Source organism: Bradyrhizobium sp. 159 (assembly GCF_023073795.1).
Taxonomy (GTDB): domain Bacteria; phylum Pseudomonadota; class Alphaproteobacteria; order Rhizobiales; family Xanthobacteraceae; genus Bradyrhizobium.
This window is the reverse complement of sequence record NZ_JADPKE010000040.1, coordinates 85957-97174: the sequence shown is the minus strand read 5'-3', so window position 1 is coordinate 97174 and position 11218 is coordinate 85957. Positions and strand designations below refer to the sequence as shown.

Here is an 11218-nt window from a genome sequence, read left to right as displayed (position 1 = left end):
TCACGGCCTTTGAGCGCGACCGGGCTCAGATCCAGCAACGGGCGGTTTTGCGAGAACCGCCCGTTTGCACATTCTGGCAGATTTCCCAGACACAAGAGCGCGACATAAGCCGTTCCAACCATCCGCGCGGGGAAGGCCGGGATGCTCCGGTTGCCCTGTTGTCCGCTATGCATGAAGCACACGCAACCTGCTCTTGGCATGGCGGTCCATCGGAGCCAACCGGCTCCCGGCCTTCCCTGCGCCCTCGGCCGTTTTGAGGGTGGAGCGACGAAGCAAAGCTCGGGCGAACAAGCCGCGAGGATGCGAAGATGTGTCTGCCACCACACATTCGCTGTCATCGCCCGGCTTGCCGCCTTCGCCAAGGCTTCGGCGGGCCGAGCACTCCTGTGGGCCTCGGCGTAGCCTTGGCGGAGCCGGGACCGGGCGATCCGGTACGCCGAGACGGCAGTGCTTGAACAGAGACGCCGCGGCGTATTGGATTCCCCGCCGGAGCCTGTCATCGGGCTCGCCGAAGGCGAGACCCGGTGGCGGGGAATGACGGCGTCACCTGGATAATCAGGCCGCCGCCTCTTGATCGTCATCGCGAGGAGCCCTTGCGACGCAGCGCGTCCGGGACACGAGATTCATGCATCGCCACCCTTCCCCGCCTCCTGCATCGCCAACGGCACTTGTAACGAAAGTGTCATGCAGCGAAACTAAACGAGCCTGGGGCCGCGGTCGCGGCCAAGCCGCCTCACCGCAGGGAGAGATTTGATGCGCCGCTCACTGGTGTTGCTGTCCGCCGGACTGACATTCCTGTCCACCGGACTTGCCTCCTCCCAGAACAACACGCCCCGCAACTTGATCCTGTTCATTCCGGACGGTCTTCGCGCGCTGAAGGTCACACCGGAGACGGCCCCGGCGATGGCCGAGGTCCGCGACAAGGGCGTCAACTTCAAGAACCCGCATTCGTTGTTCCCGACCTTCACCATGGCCAACGGCTCGGCGATGTCGACCGGACACTATCTCGGTGATACCGGCGTTTTCTCCAACACGATCTGGACCAACTACACCTCCGTCCCCGCCGGCGACACCGTGGTCCCCTTTATCGAAAACGATGCCGTGCTCGGCGACATCGACGAGCATTTCAAGGGCGACTATCTGAACGAAGAGACCATCCTGAAGATGGCCCGCGACAAGGGGTTCAGCACCGCGGCGATCGGCAAGGTCGGCCCGACCTACCAGTTCGACCACACGGACAAGCCCGACAGGGCTGGTCTGCACTCGGTCGTGTTCGACGACTCCACCGGCGGCAAGAACGGTGTCGCGCTGTCGGACGAGGTGAAGGACGCGCTGACCAAGGCCGGCCTGCCCACCGCCACGCCACCACGCGGCGACAATTCCAAGGCGGGCGACGCCAAAACCCCTGGCACCACCGTCGCCAACGTCGCGCAACAGGCCTATTTTGCCGATGTCGCCACCAAGGTGGTGCTGCCGATGTTCAAGGCGCGCAACAAGCCGTTCGTGCTGGTGTTCTGGTCGCGCGACCCCGACGGCAGCCAGCACAATACCGGTGACAGCCTCAATCAGATCATGCCTGGGATCAACGGTCCCACCTCGATGGCTGGCATCAAGAATGCCGACACCAACCTCGCCCAGCTCCGCAAGGCGCTCGACGAGCTCGGGCTCGCCACATCGACGAACATCATCGTTTCCGCGGACCACGGCTTCTCGACCATCTCCAAGGAGAGCAAGACCAGCCCCTCGGCCAAGATCAGCTATGACGACACGCCGAAGGACTTTTTGCCGATGGGCTTCCTGGCGCTCGACCTCGCCAAAGCGCTCGACCTGCCGCTGTTCGATCCCAACGACAAGAATGCAAAGATCGAAGGCAATAAGCATCCCAAGGCCGGTAACGGCGTGCTCGGCAAGGATCCGACCAAGCCCGATCTCGTCGTCGCGACCAATGGCGGCTCCGACCTGATCTATCTGCCCAACAAAGACAAGACGCTGGCGGCGAAGACGATCAAGGCGCTGCTCGAGCAGGACTACGTCTCCGGCCTGTTCGTCCACGACTCGCTCGGCCGCTTCCCCGGCACGCTGCCACTGTCAAGCATCAATCTGCGCGGCAAGGCGGCGACGCCGACGCCGTCGATCGTCGTCAACTTCCGCTCCTATGCCAGCGATTGCGGCGAGGCGCCGACCAACTGCTCGGTGCAGGTCGCCGATACCGTCCTGCGCCAGGGCCAGGGCATGCATGGCAGCTTCAGCCGCGGCGACACCATGAACTTCATGGCCGCCATTGGTCCGGACTTCAAAGCCGGCTATGTCGACGAGATCCCGGTCAGCAACGCCGACGTCGGCATGACCGCGGCCCGGCTCCTGGGCCTGCGCAGCGCGCAGAACGGCGTTCTCGTCGGCCGCGTGATCTCGGAAGCCCTGCTCAATGGCACGATGCCGAAGGCCTATGCCGGCACGCTGAAGTCCAAACCGGCCGAGGGTGGCCTGATGACCGTGCTGAACTTCCAGCGCGTCGGCAGCCAGCGCTATTTCGATGCCGCCGGCTTCCCCGGCCGCACGCTCGGGCTCGAGCTTGAGGGCGGTAAACAAAAAACGGCGGGGAAATGACCCCGCCGCTCGATCGCGTCTGCATGAGGCGCGTCGATGTTAAATGCTCAAAATCTTACATGCCAATGTCGAACACGTTGGGCAATTGGCCCGCCAGAGGCAGTGCGGTAGCGCCCAGGAAGGTCGCCACCATCGCCATTAGGCGACGGTTGTTCTGGCGCTTGCCGCGCATCTGGCCGGCGATCCACTCCAGCATCTCGCTGTTGACCTTGGAGGCATAGGACGGTGCCCAGCTCTCGATCTCGGTGTCGGCCGATAGCGCAACGCTTCGCGGCGGCACCTTTAGGCCCGAGGCGCTGGCTGCATAATGGGCAACGGACTTGGCGAGCAGGTCGTCGAACCGGCCACCGTCAGTACGTTCGGTCGCGGCCTCGTTGATCTCGAACAATACTTCGGCCTCGGTGCGGCTCACCGGCTGGTCGTTGACGGCAGTGGCCGTCAGGATGCGTACGCACCAGGCGGTGTCGTCGGCATCGAGCGAACGGGAGAAATGCACCCTTCCTTTGGTGGTCGGGCCTTCGCCCGTGATCACGCCGTCGCGCACGATGCTCAGCGCATGGGCCGCCGTATCGCGGCAGGACGGTTCGAGGGACGACGGCTCGGTAGGCTTAGGCGCAGCGGCAGACATAGTTCACTTCCAGACTTCTTCTGATCGGCCAGCATTTTCATGCCGACGTAAAGGGGTGGTTAACGATTCGATACGGGGATCGCGACTTTTCTAGATGGTTGCCAATTGGTCGCTGTCAGGACCATTTTGGTTCTAGGAAGCGCCGGGCGAGCGTGATGGAAGTCATAAACGGCATTATCGGGGCAATCGGCACCGTGTCACCCCGGGTGGAGATGTTTCGCCGCAGGCGCCGCGGTAACAGAAAGGTGCTAGAAAATCGGTCTTTCGAAGAAGGAATTCACATTTTACTTGAGCCGGTTCACTTGGCTTCGCCAAAACCCTATACTGATGATGACGGCCCGAGATGAATTCCATAGTAAATTCAAAGAGATGAGGTAGAACCATGACACTTCCGATCGGCGCCACCGCCCCCGACTTCGAAGCTGAGACCACCGAAGGGAAGATCAAGTTCCATGACTGGATCGGCAACAGCTGGGCCCTGCTGTTCTCGCACCCCAAGGACTTCACGCCGGTTTGTACGACCGAACTCGGCGCGCTGGCCAAGCTGAAGCCGGAATTCGACAAACGCGGCGTCAAGCTGATGGGCCTGTCGGTCGATCCAGTCGACCGCCATTCCAAATGGTCGGAGGACATCAAGGAGACGCAAGGCGCCGCGCCGAACTATCCGATGATCGGCGACACCGATTTCAACGTCTCCAAACTCTACGGCATGCTGCCGGCCTCGACCTCGGGCGATCCCCTCACCCGCACGCCGGCCGACAACCAGACCGTTCGCAACGTCTTCATCATCGGCCCGGACAAGAAGATCAAACTGGTGCTGGTCTATCCGATGACCACAGGGCGGAACTTCCAGGAGATCCTGCGCGTCATCGACTCGCTCCAGCTCACCGCCAAGCATCGTGTCGCGACGCCGGCCGACTGGACGCAAGGGCAAGACGTCATCATCGCTGGCTCGGTCTCCAACGACGAGGCCAAGACGATCTACCCGCAGGGCTGGAAGGAGCCGAAGCCCTACATTCGCATCGTGCCGCAGCCGAAATAACCCAACTTCCATCCCGGGATGGTCCGACCGACCAGACCTCTGGTGCGCAATTGCGCACCGGGGGATCTCGAGATTCTCTGGTGCGCAATTGCGCACCAGAGTTCGGTCCTTTGAACGGCCCGCAATGACCGCGTTGGATCAGGCCGCGTGGACGCGGTCGAGGAAGCCGTCAACCTCGGCCTTCAGATGCAGGCTCTCGCCCGACAGCGCCTGAGCGGAGGCAAACATCCGGCTCGAGGTCTCGCCGGTTTCGCTCGCGCCCTTGGCGGCGTGACGGACATTGACGGCGACATCGGCCGTGCCCGACACCGCCGCCCGAACGCTGGCCACGATGTTGTGGGTCGCGCTTTTCTGCTGCTCGACCGCAGCCGAGATCGAGCCGGCGATGCCGCTGATGCGCTCGATGGTCTGGCTGATCGCCTTGATGGCGGCAACCGATTCCTCGGTCGCGAGCTGCATGCTCTCGATCTGGTTCGAGATCTCGTCGGTCGCCTTGGCGGTCTGGCCGGCCAGCGTCTTGACCTCCTGGGCCACCACGGCGAAGCCGCGGCCGGCGTCGCCCGCGCGGGCGGCCTCGATGGTAGCGTTTAGCGCCAACAGGTTGGTCTGCTCGGCGATCGAGGTGATCAGCTTGACGACGTCGCCGATACGCGCGCCGGCTTCCGAGAGCTGCGCGATGCGCTGGTCGGTCGCCTCGGCCTGCCGCACCGCTTCGGCGGAGATCTCGTTGGATTCCTGCACCCGGCGGGTGATTTCGGAGATCGATTGGGACAGCTCGTCGGAGGCCGACGCTGCCGAACGCACGTGCTCGGAGGCGTTTTCGGAAGCTCCGGCCGAGTGCGCCGACAGTTCGGCGGTGGAGCGCGCAACATCGGTGAGTTGCCGTGCCACGCGCTCGAATTCGCCCGACGATGCGAGCACCTTGTCGAGAATGCCGCCGACGCTGCCGCGGAACTCCTCGACGAAGCTGCGAAGCTCCGCCTTGCGCTGCTCGGCCGCGGCAGTCGTTGCCGCCGCCTGCTCGCTGCGCAGGCGCGCCCGCTCCAGCGAATTGCTCTTGAAGACCGCGACGGTGCGGGCGATCTCGCCGATCTCGTCGGCGCGATCTTCGCACTCGATCGCGACGTCGCTCTGGCCGTTGGCAAGCGCCGTGAGCGAGTGCGTGACCGAGGTGAGCGGTTTCGTGACACGGCGGACGATCACCAAGGTAAGGATCAGGACCAGGAGCGCCGCGAGACCGGCCGCCGCGGCCATGCTCGAGATCGCCTGGGACAGCATGCTCTCGAACTGGGCCATGGGGATGCCGACATAGAGAATGCCGGCGACCTTGCCGGTCGCGTCCAAGATCGGGAAATAGGCGGTCATGAACGACTTGCCGAACAGCGTCGCCGGCCCCTTATAGGCCTCGCCACGACGCAGCGGCGCCTGTCCCGGATGATCGGCGGCAAGCTGGGTGCCGACCGCGCGATCGCCATTCTCCTTCTTCACATTGGTCGAGCGTCGCACGAATTGTCGGCTCGCCTCGTCGAACACGAACAGGGTCGCATTGCCGCCGACATAGGACACTGCGCGATCGACGATGGCGTGATCCCTGAGCTCGGGCATCTTGGGAATCTCGGCGCGTGCGACTGCGCCGTCCCTCACCGTGATCTTGACGTCTGGAACGGTCTCGGCAAAGGCCAGCGCCAGCGTGCGCAGATTGACCTCGATGTCGCGGAGAGCACGATCATTGAATGCGGATGTCAGCGACCAATAGCCGGCGCCGACCACGAGCGCCGTGTTCACGGCGATCAGCAGCACGGCGCACAGGACTGCCTTGGTGCCGAGCTTGAACTGCGGCAGAAGTTTCGCCGGTAGAAAGTTGGACATGAATCGAGTGACCCCCGTAGCTCCTGCATATTGATGCAATCGGCTTACGGCCCCATTAACGACCGTTTGCACCGCCGGGCGCGGGCATCCTTTCCAAATCGTAAAGAAGCCCCCTCACCACGCCAAGCGCTCCGCCCCTCATCGTCTCGCTCGGCGGCGATCTCCGCCTGTCCGGCCACCCGCCACTCCGCATCCGGTCAGCGATCACGCGAGCGGGACGCCGCGCTCGCAGCCTACGCAAGATCCGCATAGGTTGAGCGTTGCTTTGACACAATCTTGAAACCCGCTATCGTCATCGCTCCGTTCAAACAATGGGGGACGATATGGACAACGAGAAGCCGATCACCGAGCTGGCGATGGAGACGATCACCACCGCCGTGGAAGCGACCAAGGACGCCGCAGTCGCCGCCGTCAAGCAGGTGAAGGAAGCCGCAAAGAAGGTCGCGGCGAAGAAGGCTGCCAAAAAGACGGCCAAGAAGGCTGCCAACAAGACCACGAAGAAAGCCGCGAAGAAGTCGTCCAAGAAAGCCGCAAAAAAGGCCACCAAGACATCTGCGAAGAAGGCCGCCAGGAAAGCCACCAAATCGAAGAAGAAGGCCAAGAAGGCCAAGCGCTGACCGCAACGCTCGGAAACTGCTAGAAGCGTCGATTGACCACAAAGACCGCTGTGGCACAGAGCGCCATGCCGGCAATGGCAATTGCGTCCAGCTTTTCTCCGAACAGCAGGTAGGCCATCAGCGCCGTCACGGCCGGCACCAGGTAGAACAGGCTCGCGACCGAGGTTGCCGCGGCGTGGCGGATCAGCCAGTACAACAGCCCGATCGATCCGATCGAGAGCGCCACGGCCAGCCAGGCGAGCGCGAGCACGAATTCGCGCGTCCAGTGCACCACGCGGTCTTCGAACAGAAAGGCGCCGATCGCGAAGAAAATGGTGACGGACAGGTATTGCACGAGATTGCCGGCGCGCCAGTCGATGTGATTGCAGTAGCGGCGCTGATAGAGCGTGCCGAGGGTGATGCTGATCAGCGAGACCACCGAGGCGAGCCAGCCGAGCCCGGCTTCGCCGCTCATCGGGCGGTTGTGCAGGATCAGCACGACGCCGCCGAGGCCGAGCACGAGGCCGGCCCATTGCACCGGCGTCACCTTCTCGCCGAGCCAGCGATTGGCGATGGTCGAGGTCAGGATCGGCTGCAAACCCGGAATCAGCGCGGAAAGGCCTGCCGGAATCGAATGCGCGATCGCGATCGCGGTGCCGCCGAGATAGAAGCCATGGACCAGAATGCCGGCGACCGCGCTGTGCGCAATGCCGGTGCCATCAGGCCATTTCGGCCGCGCGATCGCCGCGATGATCGCCATCAGGCCGACCACGATCGCCATGCGGATGGCGAGATAGGTCAAGGGATCGGCATTGTCGACGACGTATTTCGTGCCGATGAATCCGGTGCTCCAGAGCAGGACGAACAGGATCGGCGCCGCGCGGGCGGTCAGGGCTTCCGGATTGTGCTTCATTGCCGCCTCCTTGCCCGATGGGGCCCCATGCGGCAATACGAATTTCCGGACGAGCGATGCTGCGCTGCGACGACAGCGGGAGCCGCGGCTCAGCCGCTCACCACTCTTCCGGACAGGGGTCGATGATCTTCCAGAGCTCGACCCCGTTCTTGATTTTCTTCATATCAGTGGTGAGCCCGCCATTGCGGCGGATCCAGTCCTTCACCTTGTCGGGATAGTAGGACATCAGATCGGAGGTGCCTTCGGCGCTCGTAACCTTGATGCCGAAGGTGAAGGCCTTGTCGTAATAGGCCTGATGGAAGCCGAGGCTGGCGCGCGGCGTTACGCAGATCTTGTTCATCGGGACGATGCCAAGCACGAGCGTGCACGCCGAATTGCAGATGCCGTCGATAATGACGCGCTCGCCCTTCTCGCGCACGCGCTTGTACTTGGTCTTGTACTCCTCGACATAGCCGCCGTGGTCGCGGGTGATGTGCAGCTCGGCGCGCGCCGGCATGGCGGCGGCGAGGCACAACAACAGCAGGCTCGGAAGCATGATGCGCATGGCGACGTGACGGCGAAAGCCTTCAGGAATGGACCGGCCTCGAAGGAGCCCCCAAAAGGCCGGCGAGGGATTCTAAACCGAATACTATTTGGTCACACTTGTGTGGGGAATTCGTTAAGCATCCCGAAAAGGCCAAAAATGGGCAGCTTTCGACCGCATGTCGGCAATTCTGTCGCACCCACCCGGAAATCTGCGGTTTGGGCGTGATTCCGAGCCTCCGGACCGATGTCCTGACCACCCGAAATTGCTATAAATAGCGGACCCATTCGCGCAGGTTCCGGAGAATCAGATGAGCAAGTTGAAGCTTGTAGCCGCAGTTGCTGTCCTGTCGGCTGCAATCCTAGCCCCCGGCCTCGCGGAGGCGCGGGGACACCACCGCTACCACCGCTCCTACGTCAACCCGCTGCCCTACCCGATCAGCTATCTGCACAATTACGGACCCGGCATCACCCCCGGCACCTTCGCCTATTACGACGGCCCGTCGACCAACCACTGCTACCGAAGCGCAGCCGCTTATATCGGCCAGGACGGTCGCCGGCACCCCTGCTACTGAGGGGCGCCGCTCCTTCCCGCGGGCGTTCTTATTTCGCGGCGCCCGAGAGCAGCAATTGCTTCTCGATCTCGTAGACCGATACGCCTTGTGCACGAGTCAGAATAATCGGCGCGGATCATGCCAGCGCGCGCGGTGAGGCCACCATGGTCGGGGCCGAGGTCTCGCCCGCGCTGACGTCAACATCGAGACGGCCGCCCCGTGCCCCGCAAAATTGCGCAGGATCAAGGCTGGCGGCAAGTCGTGCGAGCACCTGCCGGCGCACGCGCAACACTGAATCAGAGATGGTTTGGTGCCGTTAAGATCATCCCTGACGCTCGGCTGACCGAAGATTTGTTCATCAGCATTACATTTCGGGTCCGCCACAATTTGATCAGAACATCATCGATATCCTGCCTCGCGTCAGCGGAGGAAGACATCATGAAGCTCAAGATTGGCCTCGTCGCCGCATCCTTGTTCGGTGCCCTCGCGGTATCGCCGGCGGCGTCCGCCATGCCCATCGCGCCCGCGCCTGCAACTTCGCAGGTCTCCGACGTCGAGCAGGTCCGCATGGTCTGCAACGCCTGGGGACGCTGCTGGTGGCGTCCGAACTATTATGGGTATTACGGGCCGCGGCCGTACTACGGCCCCCGGTATTATGCGCCGCGCTACTACGGCCCACGCTATTATGGTTACGGCTATCGCCGCTGGTAATATCAAAGGGGGCCCTCGGGGCCCCTTCGCTTTTGCGAGAAGACGCATCTGGAAGCCCGCAGGGGCGCGCCCTTGGCGCGCGGGGTTGACGGTGAAAGCGCGGGCCGAGCAATAATGGGCTGTGCCATCAATGCATGGCGTAAACCCTGCAACCCTCGACAACCCGTTCGGCACGAGGTTGTCACCCATGTCTCAGGTACGACCTGCTACCTATGTCTCCGGGCTGGACAAACATAAGCGTGGCGCGCTCGGAAGGATTCGAACCTCCGACCCTCGGAATCGAAATCCGATGCTCTATCCAGCTGAGCTACGAGCGCCCTGGCCCAAAGATTGGGCCGCAACCGAGACGCGCCTGACCACTGTTGGCGAGCCCGCACAGCGGGCGGCGTTCGGATGGGTTCGAATTAGCAGAGAGGCTGCCCAATATAAAGCCCCACCCGTCGCCGTTCGAGACGAGTCGAAGGCTCTCTCACCAGGTCGTGTTGAAAAGACCGAAATGCGGCTGCTGGGCCACCAGCATCGGCCGGCCAAACTGTTGTGGCCCACCATACTGCGGCCCACCATATTGCGGGGCCGTGTGCGCTCTGGCGACCTTACGCTTGGGCTGAGCCTGGGCCTGCGGCTTCTTGGCGGCGCTGTCGGCCTTCGAGCCAGGGGTAAACTGGGCAAAGGTCTCGCGCACCCGCGCCTTGGCCGACATCTCCGCGAGGGCCGCTGCCGACGCGGTATCCGGCGGCTGCGGCGCCGCGACGGTGGCGGTCTTCATCGCAGGCGCGGCAATCGTCGGCTGGCTGGTATCGAGCACCACGCGCTCAGGCAAATGGCGATCGGACCGGATCCGGATCAGTGGCTGGTCGTTGCTCGCCGTCGCAACAGTTTGCGTCACTGGTGACGCCGGCAGAACGAAGTCCACGGCAAATAACAGTGCGAGCAAAGCTCCACCGACAAAGATGAAATACCGAAAGATGGGCATAGCCGCGCTCCGCCCCCCGCATCCCCGCGTGGGCTCTCCGCCTCAACAGGCGATCTTCTAATTGGTTCCTAGCCCAGCCGTACGGTTCAAATGGCGACGCGAAGTTTTTTGGCCAAGTCTTGCGGACGGTAACTTTTCCGCTATCGGAAAATGCAGCGCTTTACGCGCGGCGCGCTGCAACCAGCGAACACTTCGCCTGATCGGCGTTCACATTGACGTAGCCGACGGGGATCTGCGCATAGGTCTTGCGGCTCTTCATGCTGACGGGGTCCGCCAGCACACGGCTGCGATCGGTGAGATGACTGCCGTCGCGCCGCGCGAAAGCGCAGACGATCTCGACATCCTTTACGGCATAGTCATTGTCGTTTCGCAGCGTGAACGTCACCAGCGCCTTCGAGCCGAGGCCGCCGCGGCGCCAGGTCTGCGATGAAATCCTGAGACGACCGAGTTCTGCCATTGCCGGCGCCCGAGCTTCGGGGGCCGGCGCGCCCGCGCCGGCCGAATCGCCCGAAGGAGCCGTCTCGACGGCTGCCAGCTCCGACGTCCCCGACTCAGCGCTATTGCTTTTGGAGAGAGGCAGCAGCATCCAGATTCCGCAGCCGACGATGATCGCTGCCAGCAACCACAGCAAACTTCGGCCAAACGAGACGCTCGCAACCGTCACGGTCCGCGCCAATCGCTCGCCGATTCCGGCGAAACGCCTCAACCCGATCCGGTCAAGCCCAGCGTTCATGGTTTTCGTCACCGACAGCGGCTTACGCCCGTCCGACGACGGACCGAGCCGCTGGATACCTTAATCGGGA

At 63.1% G+C, this 11218-nt stretch carries 11 protein-coding genes and 1 tRNA gene; 5 read left to right on the top strand and 7 right to left on the bottom strand.

The window, feature by feature from the left end:
• Positions 1–753 precede the first annotated feature (753 nt).
• Positions 754–2607, top strand: a complete 1854-nt coding sequence (locus IVA96_RS08990; RefSeq protein ID WP_247276238.1) for a nucleotide pyrophosphatase/phosphodiesterase family protein — start codon at positions 754–756, stop codon at positions 2605–2607.
• Positions 2608–2662: 55 nt separating this feature from the next.
• On the opposite strand, the gene IVA96_RS08985 is transcribed toward IVA96_RS08990, so the two are convergent.
• Entirely contained in the window at positions 2663–3235 is a 573-nt protein-coding gene (locus IVA96_RS08985) for a hypothetical protein (RefSeq protein WP_247276237.1), read from the bottom strand.
• Between the two features lie 382 nt (positions 3236–3617).
• On the opposite strand from IVA96_RS08985, the gene IVA96_RS08980 reads away from it, so the two are divergent.
• Positions 3618–4277, top strand: a complete 660-nt coding sequence (locus IVA96_RS08980) for a peroxiredoxin (RefSeq protein ID WP_247276236.1) — start codon at positions 3618–3620, stop codon at positions 4275–4277.
• 138 nt (positions 4278–4415) lie between these two features.
• Here IVA96_RS08980 and IVA96_RS08975 read toward each other — a convergent pair whose 3' ends face one another.
• Complete coding sequence (locus tag IVA96_RS08975; protein WP_247416858.1) at positions 4416–6146, bottom strand: Cache 3/Cache 2 fusion domain-containing protein; 1731 nt, start codon at positions 6144–6146, stop codon at positions 4416–4418.
• A 323-nt stretch (positions 6147–6469) separates the two neighbouring features.
• Between IVA96_RS08975 and IVA96_RS08970 the strand changes: the two genes are divergently transcribed.
• Positions 6470–6763 carry a hypothetical protein gene (locus IVA96_RS08970; protein ID WP_247276234.1) on the top strand — a complete coding sequence of 98 codons (294 nt, stop codon included), beginning with the start codon at positions 6470–6472 and terminating at the stop codon, positions 6761–6763.
• Between the two features lie 19 nt (positions 6764–6782).
• On the opposite strand, the gene IVA96_RS08965 is transcribed toward IVA96_RS08970, so the two are convergent.
• Positions 6783–7655, bottom strand: a complete 873-nt coding sequence (locus IVA96_RS08965; protein WP_247276233.1) for a DMT family transporter — start codon at positions 7653–7655, stop codon at positions 6783–6785.
• A gap of 97 nt (positions 7656–7752) precedes the next feature.
• On the bottom strand, positions 7753–8199 hold the full coding sequence (locus IVA96_RS08960; protein ID WP_247276232.1) for a hypothetical protein: 447 nt from the start codon (positions 8197–8199) through the stop codon (positions 7753–7755).
• Between the two features lie 289 nt (positions 8200–8488).
• Between IVA96_RS08960 and IVA96_RS08955 the strand changes: the two genes are divergently transcribed.
• A complete protein-coding gene (locus IVA96_RS08955) occupies positions 8489–8752 on the top strand; it encodes a hypothetical protein (RefSeq protein WP_247276231.1) in 264 nt (87 codons plus the stop codon).
• A gap of 417 nt (positions 8753–9169) precedes the next feature.
• Positions 9170–9442 (top strand): hypothetical protein, encoded by a 273-nt coding sequence (locus IVA96_RS08950; protein ID WP_247276230.1) that lies wholly within the window; start codon positions 9170–9172, stop codon positions 9440–9442.
• A 240-nt stretch (positions 9443–9682) separates the two neighbouring features.
• Here the strand turns inward: IVA96_RS08950 and IVA96_RS08945 are convergent.
• From IVA96_RS08945 to IVA96_RS08935, 3 genes are all read right to left on the bottom strand, one after another.
• Positions 9683–9759 (bottom strand) — tRNA-Arg (locus IVA96_RS08945).
• Between the two features lie 152 nt (positions 9760–9911).
• On the bottom strand, positions 9912–10415 hold the full coding sequence (locus IVA96_RS08940) for a hypothetical protein (RefSeq protein WP_247276229.1): 504 nt from the start codon (positions 10413–10415) through the stop codon (positions 9912–9914).
• A gap of 160 nt (positions 10416–10575) precedes the next feature.
• Positions 10576–11091 carry a hypothetical protein gene (locus IVA96_RS08935; protein ID WP_247416855.1) on the bottom strand — a complete coding sequence of 172 codons (516 nt, stop codon included), beginning with the start codon at positions 11089–11091 and terminating at the stop codon, positions 10576–10578.
• Positions 11092–11218: the final 127 nt, after the last annotated feature.

Bases quoted from the DNA above. Each gene is read 5' to 3' on its own strand.
- IVA96_RS08990 (WP_247276238.1), top strand. From the start codon at position 754: ATGCGCCGCTCACTGGTGTTGCTGTCCGCCGGACTGACATTCCTGTCC.
- IVA96_RS08960 (WP_247276232.1), bottom strand. From the start codon at position 8,199: ATGCGCATCATGCTTCCGAGCCTGCTGTTGTTGTGCCTCGCCGCCGCC.
- IVA96_RS08985 (WP_247276237.1), bottom strand. From the start codon at position 3,235: ATGTCTGCCGCTGCGCCTAAGCCTACCGAGCCGTCGTCCCTCGAACCG.
- IVA96_RS08940 (WP_247276229.1), bottom strand. From the start codon at position 10,415: ATGCCCATCTTTCGGTATTTCATCTTTGTCGGTGGAGCTTTGCTCGCA.
- IVA96_RS08965 (WP_247276233.1), bottom strand. From the start codon at position 7,655: ATGAAGCACAATCCGGAAGCCCTGACCGCCCGCGCGGCGCCGATCCTG.
- IVA96_RS08970 (WP_247276234.1), top strand. From the start codon at position 6,470: ATGGACAACGAGAAGCCGATCACCGAGCTGGCGATGGAGACGATCACC.
- IVA96_RS08955 (WP_247276231.1), top strand. From the start codon at position 8,489: ATGAGCAAGTTGAAGCTTGTAGCCGCAGTTGCTGTCCTGTCGGCTGCA.
- IVA96_RS08950 (WP_247276230.1), top strand. From the start codon at position 9,170: ATGAAGCTCAAGATTGGCCTCGTCGCCGCATCCTTGTTCGGTGCCCTC.
- IVA96_RS08975 (WP_247416858.1), bottom strand. From the start codon at position 6,146: ATGTCCAACTTTCTACCGGCGAAACTTCTGCCGCAGTTCAAGCTCGGC.
- IVA96_RS08980 (WP_247276236.1), top strand. From the start codon at position 3,618: ATGACACTTCCGATCGGCGCCACCGCCCCCGACTTCGAAGCTGAGACC.